The sequence below is a fragment of the Allokutzneria sp. NRRL B-24872 genome (genome assembly GCF_002155965.1).
Classification (GTDB): domain Bacteria; phylum Actinomycetota; class Actinomycetes; order Mycobacteriales; family Pseudonocardiaceae; genus Allokutzneria.
Genome location: NZ_MUMH01000074.1, coordinates 1 through 18,111, shown reverse-complemented (window position 1 = coordinate 18,111; position 18,111 = coordinate 1). Strand labels below are relative to the sequence as shown.

Here is an 18,111-nt window from a genome sequence, read left to right as displayed (position 1 = left end):
CTCCCGACCTTCGTGCCCGCCCTGCTGCGCCTGCCCGTCCTGGCCCGCCTGCGCCCCGGAGCCCCGGCGATCCGCGCCCCCGGCCGCCCCTTCGCCTTCCTGCTCGACGACGGCAGGCTCTGGCGCCTCGGCTCCGAACCCGCCGCCGTTGCCAACGAGTCCCCGATCGTCGACGTCCCCGTCGACCGCTGGGACGCTTATCGCGCGGGTTCCACCCTCGGCGGTTGATTCCCCGTTCGCGCACCGCGCCATCCGGCCCGTTGTAGGGTCGCAGAAAAGCGATCATGAACGTTCGGGGGAACGTGCTGTGTTTGAAGCACGAATAGCTGAGTTCGAGCAGCTCAAGCGAGACATCGACGAAAAGCTGGAACAAGTTCAGCTCATGACGGAGACCCTGTCGACCGAGCGGTTCGAGGCCTGGTCGCAGAAGCGGAACGTGCAGGCGGTCGTCAACGGAAAAGGCGAACTGCTCGACGTCGTCCTCGCCCGAGAACTTGCCGGAATGGAAAGTCGTCGGCGGCTGCGGAACGTGGTCCCGACCATGGTTCCCGAGGGGGAGCAGCGGGCGATCAAGATTCTCCGGCCGATCAAGGACGCGGTCTGAGTTCGGAGAGGGTGCTGGTCATGAGAGAGATGAGGTCTTCGGCAGTGCGCTCCGGTGTCCCTGTGGTCTGCGGGTTGCTCCTGCTGGGTGGCTGTTCCTCTACGGCTCCTGAGAAGTACCTGCACTCGTGGACCTGCTTTCCGGGGGTGGACGCCGCGATCCTGGAACTCATGGCGGGAATCCCCGATGCGCAGGTGGACGACGATGACGAGCGCGTTCACTCCTGGGGAGGCCGCAACACCCAGCTCTGCAGCAGGACGCTCGCCAATCAGAAACTGTCGGCCGAGTCGATGCCTGAGCAGCGGACAGTGTCGGTGTCGTACTTCGTGCCGTTGCGGTCGCGTGGCCAGAGCGACTCCGTCGGGGAAGCTAAAGAAGAAATCAGGGCGAAGGGATTCTCCAGCGAGTCGCGGAGACCCTTGGACCTTGGTGAAGAGGGGTATTCCTGGAATTATCCCGAAGTCGTTCAGGGAGCGGCAGGCGGCGAAGCGGCTTTTCAGGACAGCAACCTCGTTGCCCACGTGAGAGTCGGCGGTACGGACTACGGGCCAGACGGGAAGAGCCGCCCGCTGGACCCGGTGAAGGCGGAGCAGGACGCGATCAGGATTCTCCGGGCGATCAAGGAGAAGGTGACGCCCTGAGGCGGTTGCCCAAGGCGCGGCCGAGCGTGGCGGGGGCGAGGACGAGCAGGGCGGTGAACGCGGCGCCGCCGGTGAGCGCCACGCCGAGCGCGGAGAGTTCGGTGGCGTCCACGAGAAGTGCCTGACCGACGACGCCGAGCACTCCCGCGACGAGGCCTGCCACCACGGCGGCGATGAGCCAGTTGGTGTCGGCGCTGTCGAAGAAAGCCCAGGCAGCGGCGGCGATGACGAGCACGGAGAGCGCGAGGACGCGGGGCAGGGCCAAGGCCTCGGGGGAGTGGACGCGGACGGCCGCGACCGCGACTTGGGCCACGGCGTGCAGGGCGCCGAGGGCGAGGCCGCGGGTCATCCAGGTTCGCACCCGCGTCAGCCTACGGAAGGGCGCCGACGGTCGACCGGGGCGACAGGGCCCACGTACGCTGCGGATATGCCAGAAACCCACGCCCGGAGGCGTTCACTGCTGCGCGCGGAACTGCGTGCGAAGGAGCTCGACGCGCTGCTGGTGACCGACCTGCTCAACCTCCGCTACCTCACCGGGTTCACCGGGTCCAACGGCGCGCTGCTGGTGCACGCGGAGGGCGACGAGCGCAGCGTGTTCTGCACGGACGGCCGGTACCTGACGCAGTCGGACGCCCAGGTGCCGGACCTGGAGCGGGCGATCGACCGGCCCTGCGACACCGCGCTGGCGAAGAAGGCGAACGGGCGGCTGGGCTTCGAGAGCCACAAGGTCACCGTGGACGGGCTCGACCTGATCAAGGAAGCGAGCGGCGCGGAGCTGGTGCGCGCGGCGGGGCTGGTCGAGCAGCTGCGGCTGATCAAGGACGAGGCCGAGGTGGAGGCGCTGCGGATGGCCTGCGCCGCGGCGGACCGGGCGCTGGCGGCGCTGGTCGAGCACGGCGGGCTGCGGCCGGGGCGGACGGAGCTGGAGGTCGCGCGCGAGCTGGAGAGCCGGATGCTGGAGCACGGCGCGGCGGGCCCGGCGTTCGAGACGATCGTGGCGGCGGGGGCGAACTCCGCGGTCCCGCACCACCGGCCCACCGGCGCCGTGCTGCGCAGAGGGGACTTCGTCAAGATCGACTTCGGGGCGCTGGTCGACGGCTACCACTCGGACATGACCAGGACCTTCGCGCTTGGCGAGGTCGCCGACTGGCAGCGCGAGGTCTACGAGCTGGTCGCCGCCGCGCAGGCCGCCGGACGGGGCGCGCTCGCGGTGGGGACGAAGGTCTCCGACGTGGACGCGGCGGCCCGCGCGGTGATCGAGGCGGCCGGGCACGGCGAGCGCTTCCTGCACGGGCTCGGCCACGGCGTCGGCCTGCAGGTCCACGAGGCTCCGGCGTTGTCCAAGGTGGGGGTCGGTACACTTGCCGCCGGTATGGCGGTCACCGTCGAGCCCGGGGTGTACCTCGCTGGGCGGGGCGGCGTCCGCATCGAGGACACCCTCGTCGTGCGCGCTGGCGCACCGGAACTCCTCACCCTGACCACGAAGGATCTCGTGGTCGTCTGACCCTCCGACATCACCTCAGGAGAGATCACCACCGTGGCCACCACCACCAACGACCTCAAGAACGGCATGGTGCTCAAGCTCGACGGCGGCCAGCTCTGGGCCGTCGTGGAGTTCCAGCACGTCAAGCCGGGCAAGGGCCCCGCCTTCGTGCGCACCAAGCTCAAGAGCGTGCTCTCCGGCAAGGTCGTTGACAAGACCTTCAACGCCGGCACCAAGGTCGAGACCGCCAACGTGGACAAGCGGGAGATGACCTACCTGTACAAGGAGGGCGCCGACTTCATCTTCATGGACGGCGACACCTACGACCAGATCACGGTCTCCGGTGAGGTCGTCGGCGGTGCCGCCGACTACATGCTGGAGAACACCTCCGCGATGGTCGCGACGAACGACGGCATCCCGCTGTACATCGAGCTCTCCGCCTCGGTCGAGCTGGTCATCCAGCACACCGACCCGGGCCTGCAGGGCGACCGCTCCACCGGCGGCACCAAGCCCGCCACCCTGGAGACCGGCGCCGAGATCCAGGTCCCGCTGTTCATCAACACCGGCGACAAGGTCAAGGTGGACACCCGCGACGCGCGCTACCTCGGCCGCGTCAACAGCTGACATGGGTGCGCGCAGCAAGGCCAGGAAGCGGGCCGTCGACGTCCTCTACGAGGCCGAGGCCCGCGAGGTGGACCCGGTCACGCTCATCTCCGAGCGGGTCGGCTCCACCGAGGTCGCCCCGGTCAACGACTACACGATCACCCTGGTCGAGGGCGTCCGCGACAACGCGGCCCGGATCGACCAGCTGATCTCCGAGCACGCCGAAGGCTGGAACCTCAACCGGATGCCCGCGGTCGACCGCGCCATCCTGCGGATCGGCCTCTACGAGCTGCTCTGGGCCGCCGACGTGCCGGACGCGGTCGCCATCGACGAGGCCATCGAGCTGGCCAAGACGCTGTCGACGGATGACTCCCCGCGCTTCGTCAACGGGGTGCTCGGCCGCATCGCCGGGATCGCGGGCCACCTGCGGGCCTCGCTCAACGGCTAGCGCCCGCCCCCCCCCGAGGCACCGCACCAAACCACGAGGCACCCGTGAGCCACTGGCTCGCGGGTGCCTCGTCGTGGTGCCTGCGCCGTATCGGGCCCAGTCCGCTCAGTCTTCCTTCGAGGGCCTGGCCTCGGGCGGGAGCACGCCCCAGTCGATGAGCTGCTCGGTCAGCTCGCCGGGGGTCATGTCGTAGATGATCGCCAGCGACCGCAGGTCCTCGGTGCGGATCGAGAGCACCTTGCCGTTGTAGTCGCCGCGCTGGCTCTGGATCGTCGCGGCGTAGCGGGCCAGAGGGCCCACCTTGTCCGCTGGCAGCTGTTGGAGCCGTTCGAGGTTGATCACGATCTTCGTCGCCGGTTCGGCCCCGGACGGGACCCGGCCCTCGGGCAGCAGTTCCGCCACCGGCACGCCGTAGAAGTCGGCCAGCTCCGCCAGCTTCTGGACCGTCACCGCTCGGTCGCCGCGCTCGTAGGAGCCGACGACGACCGCCTTCCAGCGACCGCCGGACTTCTGCTCGACGCCGTGCAGCGACAGGCCCTGCTGCTGGCGGATCGCGCGGAGCTTGGCGCCCAGCGCCTTGGCGTAATCGCCCATGTGGCGGTTCTCCGTTCGTTCGCCCCGTCGGCAGGCACCAGTTGCCGCAGGGAACATCACATCCAATACGGAGAGTAATGGTTGCTGCTCGAACTCACCAGGTCAAGCTGATCTCACTGCGGCAGGCGGGCGAGTAGTGACACACCACTCGGACGGCTGATCGCGAGTTCTTGATACGGTCTCGGGTGGCTGGGCAAAAGCCCTGCTAGACGTCCTTTAAGGACCCGTCCAGTGAGGCGGGGAAGGAGGTCCCTTCCGTGGCGTCACCTTCCGGTGCCGCGGCGGACCCGGCCGAGCGGCGCGAGCTGCTGTCGGCCGGGGATGTCGCGCGCACTGTTGCCCGGATGGCCCACCAGGTCATCGAGAAGACCGCGCTGGACGCGGCGGAGCACGAGTCGGTGGTGCTGCTGGGCATCCCCTCTCGGGGCGCCCCGCTCGCCGCGCGGCTCGCGGAGAAGATCGAGGAGTTCAGCGGCGTCAAGGTGCCGGTCGGCGCGCTCGACGTGACGCTCTACCGCGACGATCTGCGCCGCAAACCCGCGCGTCCGCTGGAACACACGCAGCTGCCGGAGTGCGGAGTGGACGATCGGCTCATCGTCCTCGTCGACGACGTGCTGTTCTCCGGCCGCACCGTCCGCGCCGCGCTCGACGCCCTGCGCGACCACGGCCGCCCCCGCGCGGTGCAGCTGGCCGTGCTGGTCGACCGGGGCCACCGCGAGCTGCCGATCCGCGCGGACTACGTCGGCAAGAACGTGCCGACCGCGCGCAGCGAGGACATCGCGGTCCACCTGTCCGAAGTGGACGGTGACGACGGCGTCTACCTGAGCCAGGGGGACGCGCGGTGAAGCACCTGCTCTCCGCCGCCGACCTGGACCTGGACACCGCCACCGCCGTTCTCGACACCGCCGCCGAGCTCAAGGCCACGCTGCTCGGCCGCGAGGTGCGCAAGCTGCCGACGCTGCGCGGCCGCACGGTGATCACGATGTTCTACGAGAACTCCACCCGCACCCGCGTCTCCTTCGAGATCGCGGGCAAGTGGATGAGCGCGGACGTGATCAACGTCTCCGCCAGCGGCTCCTCGGTGAACAAGGGCGAGTCCCTGCGCGACACCGCGCTCACGCTCTCCGCCGCCGGGGCTGACTGCGTGATCGTCCGGCACCCGGCATCCGGTGCGGCGCACCGGCTCGCGGGTTGGCTGGGCCACACCGGCACCGGTGTGATCAACGCGGGCGACGGGATGCACGAGCACCCGACGCAGGCGCTGCTGGACGCGGCGACCCTGCGGGAGCGCTTGGGCGACCTGCGCGGCAGGCGGATCGGGATCGTCGGCGACATCCTGCACAGCCGCGTCGCGCGCTCGAACGTTCATCTGCTGACCACGTTGGGCGCCGAGGTCGTCCTCATCGCGCCGCCGACGCTGGTGCCCGCCGGGGTCGAAGCGTGGAAGGTCCCCGTGTCCTACAACCTCGACGCGGAGCTGCCGGGGCTGGACGCGGTGATGCTGCTGCGCGTGCAGGCCGAGCGCATGCACGGCGGGTTCTTCCCGTCGGCGCGCGAGTACTCGATCGCCTACGGGCTCAACGAGAACCGCATGAAGATGCTGCCCGAGCACGCCGTCGTGCTGCACCCGGGGCCGATGCTGCGCGGTATGGAGATCTCCTCCGCCGTGGCCGATTCCGAGCGCGCCGCGATCGTGGACCAGGTGTCCAACGGGGTGCACGTTCGGATGGCCGTGCTCTACCACCTGCTTGTCGGAGAAGGGAATGCGCTGTGAGCGCGCTGCTGAGGGGGGTTCTCCTCTACGGCGAGGGAGAGCCCGTCGACGTTCTCATCGAGGACGGTGTGATCTCGCGGATCGGTGCCGAACTCGACGCGGGCGACGCTGAAGTCGTTGAGGCGCAAGGGAAAGTCCTGCTGCCCGGGTTCGTCGACCTGCACACGCACCTGCGCGAGCCTGGCCGCGAGGACACCGAGACCATCGCGACCGGCTCGGCCGCCGCGGCGCTCGGTGGCTACACCGCCGTCTTCGCCATGGCCAACACCGATCCCATCGCGGACACCCAGCTCGTCGTCGAGCACGTGTGGCGCAAGGGCCAGGAGGTCGGCCTCGTCGACGTGCACCCGGTGGGCGCGGTCACCGTGGGGCTCAAGGGCGACAAGCTCGCCGAGCTCGGCACGATGGCCCGCTCCGAGGCGGGCGTCAGGGTGTTCAGCGACGACGGGCACTGCGTGCACGACCCGCTGCTGATGCGCCGCGCCCTGGAGTACAGCAAGGCACTGGACGCGGTGATCGCCCAGCACGCCGAGGAACCGAAGCTCACCGTTGGGGCACAAGCGAACGAGGGCGAAGTGGCTTCGCGCCTCGGGCTCGCGGGCTGGCCCGCCGTCGCCGAGGAGGCGATCGTCGCGCGGGACTGCTTGCTGGCCAAGCACACCGGCGGTCGGCTGCACGTCTGCCACGTCTCCACCACCGGCACGGTCGACGTGCTGCGCTGGGCGAAGGCCCGTGGCACCGGGGTTTCCGCCGAGGTGACCCCGCACCACCTGCTGCTCACCGACGATCTGCTGGCCAGCTACGACCCGGTCAACAAGGTCAACCCGCCGCTGCGGACCTCTGTGGACGTGCAGGCGCTGCGGGCCGCGCTCGCCGAGGGCGTCGTGGACTGCGTCGCCACCGACCACGCCCCGCACGCGCCGCAGGACAAGGACTGCGAGTGGTCCAGCGCGCGCCCGGGCATGCTGGGCTTGCAGACCGCGCTCTCGGTCGTGGCGCAGACGATGGTGGTCACGGAGCTGCTGGACTGGCGCGGCGTCGCGCGGGTGATGAGCGAGCGCCCCGCGCAGATCGCCGGACTGCCCGACCAGGGCCGCCCGCTGGCCGAGGGGGAGCCCGCCAACCTGGCGCTGGTCGACCCGGACGCGCGGTGGACGGTGCGCGGCGCGGACTTCGCCAGCATCTCCGACAACACCCCTTTCGAGGGCATGGAACTGCCCGCCCGGGTGGTCCTCACCATGCTGCGCGGGCGGATCACCGCGCACGAGGGAAAGGTGTGCGGCTGATGCGCGCCCTGCTCACCCTGATCGTGGTCGGCCTGCTGGTGCTGAGCCTGCTGGCGATGCTGCGCGGCTGGCGCTACCGGGCCCGCCGCCAGTCCGCGGTGATGCCCGGCTTCTTCGCGGTGCCGGACAGCATCGGCGAGGACCTGCTGCCCCCGCTCAAGGGCGTCTACGTCGGAACCGTGGACGCCAGGGACTGGCACGACCGCATCGCCGTCGGCGACGTCGGCTTCCGCGCCGAGGCCACGGCGCGGCTGACCGCGGCCGGGCTGCACGTCGAGCGCGTCGGTGCCAGTCCACTGTGGATTCCCGCGCAGACCTTCCGCGGCGTCCGCTCGGCGAGGGGCCTTGCGGGCAAGGCGATGGGCATCAAGGGCGTCCTCGTCGTGACCTGGGCGCTCGACGAGAACTGGGTGCTGGACACCGGGTTCCGCGGCGATGACCGTTCGGTTTACCCCGAGTGGGAGGCCGCCTTGCAGACTATGACCCCGAATCACGACCCCGAGAGGAACTCGGCGCGATGAGTTCTCGCACCCCCGCTGTCCTGGTGCTGGAGGACGGCAGAAGCTTCCGAGGCGAGTCCTACGGGGCGCTCGGCCGCAGCCTCGGCGAGGTGGTCTTCTCCACCGCCATGACCGGCTACCAGGAGACCCTGACCGACCCCTCCTACCACCGCCAGATCGTGGTGCAGACCGCGCCGCAGATCGGCAACACCGGCTGGAACGACGAGGACGACGAGTCCGAGCGCATCTGGGTCGCGGGCTACGTCGTGCGCGACCCCGCGCGCGTGCCCTCGAACTGGCGCTCCGTCCGCTCGCTCGACGAGGAGCTGGTGAACCAGGGGATCGTCGGCATCTCCGGCGTGGACACCCGCACGCTCACCCGGCACATCCGCGAGCGCGGCGCCATGCGCGCCGGGGTCTTCTCCGGCGACGCCGTGGCCGACGTCGACCAGCTGCTTGCCGAGGTCCGCCAGGCGCCGGAGATGGCTGGCTCCGACCTCGCCCGCGACGTCACCACGAAGAAGCCCTACGTGGTGCGCGCGGACGGCGAGACCCGGTTCCGGGTGGCCGCGCTGGACCTGGGCATCAAGTCCAACACCCCGCGGATGATGGCCGCGCGCGGCATCGAGGTGCACGTGCTGCCGCTCGGGTCCACTGTGGACGACGTGCTCGCGGTGTCCCCGGACGGCGTGTTCCTGTCCAACGGCCCTGGCGACCCGGCCACCCAGGACCACGCGGTCGCGCTCACCAAGGAGTTCCTGAGCCGCCGCCTGCCGCTGTTCGGCATCTGCTTCGGCAACCAGGTCCTCGGTCGCGCACTGGGCCGGGGCACCTACAAGATGCGCTACGGCCACCGGGGCATCAACATCCCGGTGATCGACGTGGCCACCGGCAAGGTCGCCATCACCGCCCAGAACCACGGCTTCGCCGTCGAGGGCACCCCCGGCGAGCGCTTCGACTCCGAGTTCGGCGCCGCCCAGGTCAGCCACTACTGCCCCAACGACGACACGGTCGAAGGACTGCGCTGCCTGGACGTTCCGGCGTTCAGCGTGCAGTACCACCCCGAGGCCGCCGCGGGTCCGCACGACGCCGCGCCCTTGTTCGACCAGTTCGTCGAGCTCATGGACGGGAAGAAGTAGATGCCCAAGCGCACTGACATCAAGCACGTCCTCGTCATCGGCTCCGGTCCGATCGTGATCGGCCAGGCGTGCGAGTTCGACTACTCCGGGACCCAGGCCTGCCGCGTGCTGCGCGAGGAGGGCCTGCGGGTCAGCCTGGTCAACTCCAACCCGGCGACGATCATGACCGATCCGGAGTTCGCCGACGCCACCTACGTCGAGCCGATCACCGTCGAGTTCGTCGAGAAGGTCATCGCCGCCGAGCGCCCCGAGGCCATCCTGGCCACCCTGGGCGGGCAGACCGCGCTGAACACCGCGGTCGCGCTGCACGAGCGCGGTGTGCTGGAGAAGTACGGCGTGGAGCTCATCGGCGCCGACATCGACGCCATCCAGCGCGGTGAGGACCGGCAGAAGTTCAAGGACATCGTCGCCTCCATCGGCGGCGAGACCCCGCGCAGCCGCGTGTGCCACTCCATGGAGGAGGTCCGCGACACCGTCGCCGAACTGGGCCTGCCCGTGGTCATCCGGCCCAGCTTCACCATGGGCGGCCTCGGTTCCGGCATGGCGCACACCCCGGATGACCTGGAGCGCCTGGCCTCGGTCGGCCTGGCGGAGAGCCCGGTCACCGAGGTGCTGATCGAGGAGAGCGTGCTCGGCTGGAAGGAGTACGAGCTGGAGCTGATGCGCGACCGCAAGGACAACGTGGTCGTGGTCTGCTCCATCGAGAACATCGACCCGATGGGCGTGCACACCGGTGACTCGGTGACCGTGGCCCCGGCGATGACGCTGACCGACCGCGAGTACCAGCACATGCGTGACGTCGGCATCGACGTGCTGCGCGCGGTGGGCGTGGACACCGGCGGCTGCAACATCCAGTTCGCCATCCACCCGGAGACCGGGCGCATGGTCGTCATCGAGATGAACCCGCGCGTCTCGCGGTCGAGCGCCCTGGCGTCCAAGGCCACCGGCTTCCCGATCGCCAAGATCGCCGCGAAGCTGGCCATCGGCTACACCCTCGACGAGATCCGCAACGACATCACCGGCGAGACCCCGGCCAGCTTCGAGCCGACGCTGGACTACGTCGTGGTGAAGGTGCCGCGCTTCGCCTTCGAGAAGTTCCCCGGCGCCGACCCCGAGCTGACCACGACGATGAAGAGCGTCGGCGAGGCCATGTCCATGGGCCGCAACTTCCCCGAGGCGCTGGGCAAGGTCCTGCGCTCGATGGAGACCAAGGCGGCCGGGTTCTGGACCGTGGCGGACCCCGACGTTTCCCTTGACCAGACCCTGGAAGCGCTGAAGAAGGGCCACGACGGGCGGCTCTACACCGTCGACCGCGCGCTGCGCCTCGGCGCGACCGTCGAGCAGGTGTGCCAGGTCTCCGGAATCGACCCGTGGTTCGTCGACCAGATCGCCGCGCTCAACGAGCTGCGCCAAGAGATCGAGACGGCTCCGGTGCTCGACGAGCCGCTGCTGCGCCGCGCCAAGCGCAACGGTCTCTCCGACCGTCAGCTGGCCGTGTTGCGCCCCGAGCTCGCGGGCGAGGACGGCGTGCGGGTGCTGCGGCACCGCCTCGGCGTGCGCCCGGTCTTCAAGACCGTGGACACCTGCGCCGCGGAGTTCGCCGCCAACACGCCCTACCACTACTCCGCCTACGAGCTGGACCCCGACGCGGAGTGCGAGGTCGCCGAGCAGCGGGAGAAGCAGAAGGTGCTGATCCTGGGCTCCGGCCCGAACCGGATCGGCCAGGGCATCGAGTTCGACTACTCCTGCGTGCACGCGGCCATGGCGCTGCGGGCCGCCGGGTTCGAGACCGTGATGATCAACTGCAACCCGGAGACGGTCTCCACCGACTACGACACCTCCGACCGCCTCTACTTCGAGCCGCTGACCTTCGAGGACGTGCTGGAGGTCGTGCACTCCGAGCAGCGCTCCGGCACGGTCGCCGGCGTGATCGTGCAGCTCGGCGGGCAGACCCCGCTCGGGCTGGCGCAGCGGCTGGCCGACGCGGGCGTGCCGATCGTGGGCACCTCGCCGGAGGCCATCCACCTGGCCGAGGAGCGGGGTGCCTTCGGCGAGGTGCTGACCGCCGCTGGGCTGCCCGCGCCGAAGTACGGCATGGCCACCTCCTTCGAGGGCGCCAAGCGGATCGCCGACGAGATCGGCTACCCGGTGCTCGTGCGGCCCTCCTACGTGCTCGGCGGGCGCGGCATGGAGATCGTCTACGACGAGGACACCCTGGCCGGCTACATCGCCAGGGCCACCGAGGTCAGCCCGGAGCACCCGGTGCTGGTCGACCGCTTCCTGGACGACGCGATCGAGATCGACGTGGACGCGCTCTGCGACGGCCAGGAGGTCTACCTCGGCGGCGTGATGGAGCACATCGAGGAGGCCGGTATCCACTCCGGCGACTCCGCGTGCGCGCTGCCGCCGATCACGCTGGGCCGCACGGACCTGGAGGCGGTCCGCCGCACCACCGAGGCCATCGCGCGCGGTATCGGCGTGCGCGGCCTGCTCAACGTGCAGTACGCGCTCAAGGACGACGTGCTCTACGTGCTGGAGGCCAACCCGCGCGCCTCGCGGACCGTGCCGTTCGTCTCCAAGGCCACGGCGGTCCCGCTGGCCAAGGCGGCGGCCAGGATCGCGCTCGGCGCCAAGATCTCCGAGCTGCGCGACGAGGGCCTGCTGCCCGCCAACGGCGACGGCGGCGACCTGCCGGTGTCCGCCCCGGTGGCGGTCAAGGAGGCCGTGCTGCCGTTCCACCGCTTCCGCACCCCGGACGGGCGCGGGGTGGACTCGCTGCTCGGCCCGGAGATGAAGTCCACCGGAGAGGTGATGGGCATCGACGCCTCCTTCGGTAAGGCATATGCCAAATCGCAGGCGGCTTCGTACGGGTCTCTGCCCACCAGCGGCCGGGTCTTCGTCTCGGTGGCCAACCGCGACAAGCGCGCGATGATCTTCCCCGTCAAGCGGCTCGCCGACCTCGGGTTCGAAGTTCTTGCCACCGACGGCACGGCCGAGGTGCTGCGGCGCAACGGCATCCCGTGCACGGTGGTGCGCAAGCACTTCGAGGGTGAGCAGAACGTCGTCGACACGATCCTCGCCGGTGAGGTCGACATGGTCATCAACACCCCGTACGGCAACCACGGGCCCCGGCTGGACGGCTACGAGATCCGCACGGCGGCCGTCGCCAGGGACATCCCGTGCGTCACCACGGTCCAGGGCGCCGCTGCCGCCGTGCACGGCATCGAGGCCCTGATCAGGGGAGACATCGGAGTGCGCTCGCTGCAGGACCTCCAGGCGGCGGTCCGCGAGGCCCGCGCGTGAGCCCCCGTTCCTTCGGCGCTCGCCTCGTCACAGCGGTCTCCGAGCGGGGACCGCTGTGCGTGGGCGTCGACCCGCACCCCGCCCTATTGGAGTCTTGGGGACTCGCCCAAGACATCGGAGGTCTGGAGCGCTTCGCGCTGACCGCCGTCGAGGCGCTGGCGGGCACCGTCTCGGTGATCAAGCCCCAGTCGGCCTTCTTCGAGGCCCACGGCTCGCGCGGGGTCGCCGTCCTGGAACGGGTCATCGCGGAGTCCCGGCAGGCCGGTGCCCTCGTCCTGTTGGACGTCAAGCGCGGCGACATCGGATCAACGATGTCGGCGTACGCCAAGGCCTACTTGGACGATTCCTCGCCGCTGGCGGCGGATGCGGTAACGCTCTCACCGTTCCTCGGCTTCGGCTCGCTCGAGCCCGCGCTGAGCCTCGCCGAGCGCACCGGGCGGGGCGTGTTCGTGCTCGCCAGGACGTCCAATTCGGAGGCCCTCGCGGTGCAGACGGCGGCGCTGGACGGCGAGGACCGCAGCGTCGCCCAGGCCATGATCGACGAGGCCGCCGCGCGCAATTCCGGCGCCGATCCACTGGGCTCGGTCGGGCTCGTCGTCGGTGCCACCGTCGGCCGGACCGGACTGGACTTTTCCCAGGTCAACGGGCCTTTGCTGGCTCCGGGCATCGGTGCCCAGGGCGCGACCGGCGCGGATCTGCGAACGGTGTTCGGAGATCAGCTCGCGCACGTTCTGCCGACCACTTCCCGCGACGTTCTCCGGCACGGTCCGGGCGTCTCGGAAGTGCGTTCGGCGGCTTTGCGCGCGAGTGAGGCGATAGCCGCTTCGCTGCGTGTCTGAGTGTGTCCGGCGCACCCCGAAAGGGGTTCGGAAAACCGTGCGCGGACCCCTCCGGCAAGAGGGGTTGTTTCGGCTCGCGTACGAAATGTGTGATGTAGGAGATCGGCGGCCTTGTAGCGGGTCAGTAGCGGTGAAGGCGCCGGTACTGGTAGTACTTGCGCCCGGTGCCGAGCGTTCGGCGTGAATGTACGTGTGGGTGATACCGCTTTCACGGGCATTCACGGCTAACGTTCGTTGACCGTCCGCCAGCAGGAGGACAACCCGAATGGGTAGTCATCCTCGGGACTGATGTCGAATGTGGGACACGGCGGACACTGTCGCTAGAGCGAGTCGCTGGAGACGTGTTCGGATGTGACCCGCGTTGTGTCCTGTCAGACCCGGTCGGTACGGTCGCCGCACCGTTCCTACTGGATAGAACCCCCACCCCACGGAGGATGATCGTGGCCCTTCCCCAGCTGACCGAGGAGCAGCGGGCTGCAGCGTTGGAGAAGGCGGCTGCTGCTCGTCGCGTTCGCGCTGAGCTCAAGGAGCGCCTCAAGCGCGGCGGCACCAACCTCAAGGAGGTGCTGGCCAAGGCCGAGAGCGACGAGATCCTGGGCAAGATGAAGGTCTCGGCGCTGCTCGAGGCCCTTCCCGGCGTCGGCAAGGTCCGCGCCGCCCAGATCATGGAGCGCCTGGAGATCGCCAACAGCCGTCGTCTTCGTGGTCTCGGCGACCGTCAGCGCAAGGCGCTGCTCGCGGAGTTCAGCGCAGAGTGATCGCGGAGCGGCCGGGGCCGGACGACAGCACCACCGTCGTCCGGCCCCGGCTCACCGTCGTCTCGGGCCCCTCCGGCGTCGGCAAGTCCAGCGTGCTGGCCGAGGTCCGCAGGATGGCCCCTGACCTGTACTTCAGCGTGTCGGCGACGACGCGGTCCCCGCGCCCCGGCGAGGTCGACGGGACCCACTACCACTTCGTCGACCGCGACTGGTTCCAGCGCATGATCGACTCCGGCGAGATCCTGGAGCACGCCGAGTACGCGGGCAACCACTACGGCACGCCACGCGCGCCCGTGCTGGCCGCGCTCGACTCGGGCCGACCGGCCGTCCTGGAGATCGAACTCCAGGGAGCCCGGCTGGTCCGGGAGGCGATGCCCGAGGCCCGGCTGGTCATGCTGATGCCCCCGTCCTGGGAGGTGCTCGTCGACCGGCTCACCGGGCGCGGCACCGAGGACGCGGCCGTCGTGGAGCGCAGACTCCAGGTCGCGCGCGAGGAACTGGCCGCCGCCGAGGAGTTCGACCACCACGTTGTCAACGCCGACGTGCGTCAAGCCGCCGCTGACTTGGTAAACTTGATGGTCGGCCCGGCCGCACGCACCACAGCAGCACCGACTACCGCGGCCCCGTCCCGGGACTAGGCCGCACCCCGGATTTGCAGACTTTTGGAGCAATCTCAGTGACGATCCCCGCAGAGCTGGGCGCGCTCGCGCAGCCGATCACCGGCGCCGAGGGCATCACCAACCCCCCGATCGACGACCTGCTCGAGAAGGTCAGCTCGAAGTACGCCCTGGTGATCTACTCCGCCAAGCGCGCGCGGCAGATCAACGACTACTACGCCCAGCTCGGCGAGGGCCTGCTGGAGTACGTCGGCCCGCTGGTGGAGCCGGGTCCGCGCGAGAAGCCGCTGTCGATCGCGCTGCGCGAGATCCACGCCGGGATGCTTGAGCACACCGAAGGCGAGTGAGTAACACGGACGGGACCCGCCCTCGGGTCGTTCTCGGCGTCGCCGGCGGGATCGCCGCCTTCAAGGCGTGCGACCTGCTGCGCAGGCTCACCGAGACCGGTCACGAGGTGCGGGTCGTTCCGACTTCGGCGGCGCTGAACTTCGTCGGCGCCGCCACCTTCGAGGCGCTGTCCGGCAACCCCGTGCACACCGGTGTCTTCGCCGACGTGCCGGAGGTGCCGCACGTGCGCCTCGGCCAGAACGCCGACCTCGTCGTGGTCGCCCCGGCCACCGCCGACCTGCTGGCCAAGGCCGCGCACGGGCTGGCCGACGACCTGCTGACCAACACCCTGCTGACCGCGCGCTGCCCGGTGCTGCTGGTCCCGGCGATGCACACCGAGATGTGGGAGCACCCGGCGACCAGGGCCAACGTGGCGCTGCTGCGCGAGCGGGGCGTCATCGTCGCCGAACCCGCGAGCGGGCGGCTGACCGGCAAGGACAGCGGCAAGGGCCGCCTGCCCGAACCCGCCGAGATCGCCGAGCTGTGCCGCCTGCTGCTGGCCCGCCGCGACGCGCTGCCCCGCGACCTCGACGGCAGGCACGTGGTGATCTCCGCCGGCGGCACCCGCGAACCGCTGGACCCGGTGCGCTTCCTGGGCAACCGCTCCTCGGGGCGGCAGGGCTTCGCGCTCGCCAGGGTCGCCGCGCAGCGCGGTGCCACCGTGACGCTGGTCGCCGCGCACACCGCCGACCTGGCCACGCCCGCCGGCGTGGACCTGGTGCGGGTGGGCACGGCGCTGGAGCTGCGCGAGGCGGTGCGCACCGCCGCCAAGACCGCCGACGTGGTGGTGATGGCCGCCGCGGTCGCGGACTTCCGCCCGGTGGCCACGGCCGAGCACAAGATCAAGAAGTCGGACGACCGGCCGGACCCGGTGGTGGAGCTGACCCGCAACCCCGATGTGCTGGCCGAGCTGGTTGTACATCGTTTCCCTGGACAGCTCGTCGTGGGTTTCGCGGCCGAGACCGGGGACGCCGAGGGCACGCCGCTGGAGCACGGCCGGGCGAAGCTGGCTCGCAAGGGCTGTGACCTGCTGGTCGTCAACGCCGTCGGCGACGGGCGGGCCTTCGAGGTCGAGCAGAACTCCGGCTGGCTGCTCAGCGCCGAGGACGCGGGCGCGGCCGCCACCGAGCTCCCACTTGGTGGGAAAGCTGAACTCGCGGCCCTGCTCTGGGACGCTGTGAGCAAGAAGCTTGAATACGTTCCGTCGGGCGGCTCCGGCCGCGAAGTACGCTGACGCAGCCCTTTCGAGGGACAGCCCCGTCGAGGGGCGAGACAGACCTGGGACAGCAGAGCCCTGCGACGCCAGAGCCCATCTACCGAAGCTGAACTTTCTCAGGAGACCACCGTGACGCAGCAGAGCCGCAGACTCTTCACCAGCGAGTCCGTGACCGAGGGTCATCCGGACAAGATCTGCGACGCCATCAGCGACTCGATCCTGGACGCGCTGCTCGCCAAGGACGCGCGCTCCCGCGTCGCGGTGGAGACCCTCATCACCACCGGCCAGGTGCACGTCGCCGGTGAGGTGACCACCGAGGCCTACGCCGACATCCCCTCGATCGTCCGCGAGAAGATCCTGGAGATCGGCTACGACTCCTCGGCCAAGGGCTTCGACGGCCACTCCTGCGGTGTCAACGTCGCGATCGGCTCGCAGTCCGCGGACATCGCCCAGGGCGTGGACACCGCGCACGAGACCCGGGTCGAGGGCGCCGAGGACGACATCGACAAGCAGGGCGCGGGCGACCAGGGCCTGATGTTCGGCTACGCCAGCACCGACACCCCCGAGCTGATGCCGCTGCCGATCGCGCTGGCGCACCGGCTGTCCAAGCGGCTGACCGAGGTCCGCAAGAACGGCACGCTGCCGTACCTGCGCCCGGACGGCAAGACGCAGGTCACCATCGAGTACGCGGGCGACCAGCCGGTCCGCCTGGACACCGTGGTGCTCTCCAGCCAGCACGCCGCCGACATCGACCTGGAGCAGATGCTCGCCGTCGACGTCCGCGAGCACGTGATCTCCCCGGAGATCAACGAGCTGCAGCTGGACACCAGCGACGTGCGCGTGCTGGTCAACCCGACCGGCCGCTTCGTCATCGGCGGCCCCATGGGTGACGCGGGCCTGACCGGTCGCAAGATCATCGTCGACACCTACGGCGGCATGGCCCGCCACGGCGGCGGCGCGTTCTCCGGCAAGGACCCGTCGAAGGTGGACCGCTCCGCCGCCTACGCCATGCGCTGGGTCGCCAAGAACGCGGTCGCCGCGGGCCTGGCCACCCGGATGGAGGTCCAGGTCGCCTACGCCATCGGCAAGGCGGCCCCGGTCGGCCTGTTCGTGGAGACCTTCGGCACCGAGAACATCGACCCGGCCAAGATCCAGGCCGCCATCAGCCAGGTCTTCGACCTGCGCCCGGCCGCGATCATCCGGGACCTGGAGCTGCTGCGCCCGATCTACGCGCAGACCGCCGCCTACGGCCACTTCGGCCGCCCCGAGCTGGACCTCCCGTGGGAGCGCCTGGACCGGGTCGACGCGCTGAAGAGCGCCGCGGGCGTGTGATTCCAGTACTGCCCGCCGAGGCGGCCGAACTCCTGTTCGGCCGCCTCGCGGCGTCTCTCGGCCCCTCCGCCGTGGACATCGGCTCCGGCTCCGGCTTCCTCGCGGCGGAGATCGCCGCGCGCGGGGTCGGCTTCGAGCTGACCGACGTCGAGGACTGGCGTCAGGTGCCCGTGCCCGGCTCGACCTTCACCAAGGCCAGCGCGACCGCGTTGCCGCACGCGCCGGGTTCCGTCGGCGGCGTGCACATCGCGCGCGNNGGAGATCGCGCGCGTGCTCGCACCCGGTGCTCGCGTGTGCCTGTCGCTGGGCTGGCCGCTCTACACCGGGCCGCTGCGCGAGCTGTCCAACGCCTTCTACGACCGCGCTTCCGAGGCTGGGCTACCCCGTGACGACGTGCGCGCGGACATCTCCGGCCCCGACCAGGTCGCCGCCGAGCTGACCGCTCTGGGCCTGGTCGCCGAGGACCCCATCGAGGTCTCCGGCACCCTCTCGATCACCCCTCGTGAGGTCATCGCCGACTGCGTCGCCGTGGCCGACCGCTGGCGCCCCACCCAGGACCTCGCTTCTCTCCCCGCCCTGGGCGACAC

The 18,111-nt window shown here is 70.3% G+C and carries 20 protein-coding genes and 1 pseudogene; 19 read left to right on the top strand and 2 right to left on the bottom strand.

Annotation, left to right across the window (positions count from 1 at the left end):
- The 3 genes and pseudogenes from CCN37_RS40010 to CCN37_RS20425 all read left to right on the top strand — a co-directional run.
- Positions 1-228 (top strand): annotated as a pseudogene (locus CCN37_RS40010) (beta-xylosidase); the annotation flags it as partial.
- A gap of 79 nt (positions 229-307) precedes the next feature.
- Entirely contained in the window at positions 308-604 is a 297-nt protein-coding gene (locus CCN37_RS20430) for a YbaB/EbfC family nucleoid-associated protein (RefSeq protein ID WP_086823467.1), read from the top strand.
- Positions 605-624: 20 nt separating this feature from the next.
- On the top strand, positions 625-1,245 hold the full coding sequence (locus CCN37_RS20425; RefSeq protein WP_168200760.1) for a hypothetical protein: 621 nt from the start codon (positions 625-627) through the stop codon (positions 1,243-1,245).
- Here CCN37_RS20425 and CCN37_RS20420 read toward each other — a convergent pair.
- Entirely contained in the window at positions 1,223-1,606 is a 384-nt protein-coding gene (locus tag CCN37_RS20420) for a hypothetical protein (protein WP_086823460.1), read from the bottom strand. The genes CCN37_RS20425 and CCN37_RS20420 overlap by 23 nt on opposite strands.
- A 66-nt stretch (positions 1,607-1,672) precedes the next feature.
- Here CCN37_RS20420 and CCN37_RS20415 point away from each other — a divergent pair, with 66 nt between their 5' ends.
- From CCN37_RS20415 to nusB, 3 genes are read left to right on the top strand one after another with little or no spacing between them, the layout of a single operon-like run.
- Positions 1,673-2,749, top strand: a complete 1,077-nt coding sequence (locus tag CCN37_RS20415; protein WP_086823457.1) for a Xaa-Pro peptidase family protein — start codon at positions 1,673-1,675, stop codon at positions 2,747-2,749.
- Positions 2,750-2,782: 33 nt separating this feature from the next.
- A complete protein-coding gene (gene efp, locus CCN37_RS20410; protein ID WP_256388061.1) occupies positions 2,783-3,352 on the top strand; it encodes an elongation factor P in 570 nt (189 codons plus the stop codon).
- Position 3,353: 1 nt separating this feature from the next.
- Positions 3,354-3,779, top strand: coding sequence for a transcription antitermination factor NusB (nusB, locus tag CCN37_RS20405; RefSeq protein ID WP_086823454.1), 426 nt, complete (start codon positions 3,354-3,356; stop codon positions 3,777-3,779).
- 105 nt (positions 3,780-3,884) lie between these two features.
- Here the strand turns inward: nusB and CCN37_RS20400 are convergent, their stop codons facing one another.
- Positions 3,885-4,373, bottom strand: coding sequence for a transcriptional regulator (locus CCN37_RS20400; protein WP_030430051.1), 489 nt, complete (start codon positions 4,371-4,373; stop codon positions 3,885-3,887).
- A gap of 257 nt (positions 4,374-4,630) precedes the next feature.
- Here CCN37_RS20400 and pyrR point away from each other — a divergent pair, with 257 nt between their 5' ends.
- The 13 genes from pyrR to CCN37_RS20335 form a co-directional block, all read left to right on the top strand.
- The gene (gene pyrR / locus CCN37_RS20395) at positions 4,631-5,218 is read left to right on the top strand and encodes a bifunctional pyr operon transcriptional regulator/uracil phosphoribosyltransferase PyrR (RefSeq protein ID WP_086823450.1); all 588 of its coding nucleotides are present in this window, start codon (positions 4,631-4,633) and stop codon (positions 5,216-5,218) included.
- Complete coding sequence (locus tag CCN37_RS20390; protein ID WP_086823447.1) at positions 5,215-6,147, top strand: aspartate carbamoyltransferase catalytic subunit; 933 nt, start codon at positions 5,215-5,217, stop codon at positions 6,145-6,147. Before pyrR ends, CCN37_RS20390 begins: the two co-directional genes overlap by 4 nt.
- Complete coding sequence (locus CCN37_RS20385; protein ID WP_086823444.1) at positions 6,144-7,433, top strand: dihydroorotase; 1,290 nt, start codon at positions 6,144-6,146, stop codon at positions 7,431-7,433. The genes CCN37_RS20390 and CCN37_RS20385 overlap by 4 nt, the downstream gene beginning before the upstream one ends.
- On the top strand, positions 7,433-7,954 hold the full coding sequence (locus CCN37_RS20380; RefSeq protein ID WP_246843181.1) for a transporter: 522 nt from the start codon (positions 7,433-7,435) through the stop codon (positions 7,952-7,954). The genes CCN37_RS20385 and CCN37_RS20380 overlap by 1 nt, the downstream gene beginning before the upstream one ends.
- Complete coding sequence (carA, locus tag CCN37_RS20375) at positions 7,951-9,072, top strand: glutamine-hydrolyzing carbamoyl-phosphate synthase small subunit (protein WP_086823441.1); 1,122 nt, start codon at positions 7,951-7,953, stop codon at positions 9,070-9,072. The genes CCN37_RS20380 and carA overlap by 4 nt, the downstream gene beginning before the upstream one ends.
- The gene (gene carB / locus CCN37_RS20370) at positions 9,073-12,375 is read left to right on the top strand and encodes a carbamoyl-phosphate synthase large subunit (protein ID WP_086823437.1); all 3,303 of its coding nucleotides are present in this window, start codon (positions 9,073-9,075) and stop codon (positions 12,373-12,375) included.
- Positions 12,372-13,214 carry an orotidine-5'-phosphate decarboxylase gene (pyrF, locus tag CCN37_RS20365; protein ID WP_086823433.1) on the top strand — a complete coding sequence of 281 codons (843 nt, stop codon included), beginning with the start codon at positions 12,372-12,374 and terminating at the stop codon, positions 13,212-13,214. The genes carB and pyrF overlap by 4 nt, the downstream gene beginning before the upstream one ends.
- A gap of 440 nt (positions 13,215-13,654) precedes the next feature.
- Entirely contained in the window at positions 13,655-13,972 is a 318-nt protein-coding gene (gene mihF, locus CCN37_RS20360; protein ID WP_086823473.1) for an integration host factor, actinobacterial type, read from the top strand.
- Positions 13,969-14,610 (top strand): guanylate kinase, encoded by a 642-nt coding sequence (gene gmk / locus CCN37_RS20355; protein ID WP_086823429.1) that lies wholly within the window; start codon positions 13,969-13,971, stop codon positions 14,608-14,610. The genes mihF and gmk overlap by 4 nt, the downstream gene beginning before the upstream one ends.
- A 38-nt stretch (positions 14,611-14,648) precedes the next feature.
- Positions 14,649-14,936: a DNA-directed RNA polymerase subunit omega gene (rpoZ, locus tag CCN37_RS20350; RefSeq protein ID WP_052407405.1), complete on the top strand. Its 288-nt coding sequence runs from the start codon at positions 14,649-14,651 to the stop codon at positions 14,934-14,936.
- The gene (coaBC, locus tag CCN37_RS20345) at positions 14,933-16,210 is read left to right on the top strand and encodes a bifunctional phosphopantothenoylcysteine decarboxylase/phosphopantothenate--cysteine ligase CoaBC (protein WP_086823426.1); all 1,278 of its coding nucleotides are present in this window, start codon (positions 14,933-14,935) and stop codon (positions 16,208-16,210) included. The genes rpoZ and coaBC overlap by 4 nt, the downstream gene beginning before the upstream one ends.
- Before the next feature lie 111 nt (positions 16,211-16,321).
- Complete coding sequence (gene metK, locus CCN37_RS20340) at positions 16,322-17,524, top strand: methionine adenosyltransferase (protein WP_086823425.1); 1,203 nt, start codon at positions 16,322-16,324, stop codon at positions 17,522-17,524.
- 393 nt (positions 17,525-17,917) lie between these two features.
- On the top strand, positions 17,918-18,111 hold a 194-nt coding region (locus tag CCN37_RS20335; protein ID WP_168200759.1), incomplete at its 3' end, for a hypothetical protein.

Coding starts and splice junctions, on each gene's coding strand:
- CCN37_RS20425 (WP_168200760.1), top strand. CDS start 625: ATGAGAGAGATGAGGTCTTCGGCAGTGCGCTCCGGTGTCCCTGTGGTC.
- CCN37_RS20415 (WP_086823457.1), top strand. CDS start 1,673: ATGCCAGAAACCCACGCCCGGAGGCGTTCACTGCTGCGCGCGGAACTG.
- nusB (WP_086823454.1), top strand. CDS start 3,354: ATGGGTGCGCGCAGCAAGGCCAGGAAGCGGGCCGTCGACGTCCTCTAC.
- CCN37_RS20400 (WP_030430051.1), bottom strand. CDS start 4,373: ATGGGCGATTACGCCAAGGCGCTGGGCGCCAAGCTCCGCGCGATCCGC.
- CCN37_RS20380 (WP_246843181.1), top strand. CDS start 7,433: ATGCGCGCCCTGCTCACCCTGATCGTGGTCGGCCTGCTGGTGCTGAGC.
- carA (WP_086823441.1), top strand. CDS start 7,951: ATGAGTTCTCGCACCCCCGCTGTCCTGGTGCTGGAGGACGGCAGAAGC.
- carB (WP_086823437.1), top strand. CDS start 9,073: ATGCCCAAGCGCACTGACATCAAGCACGTCCTCGTCATCGGCTCCGGT.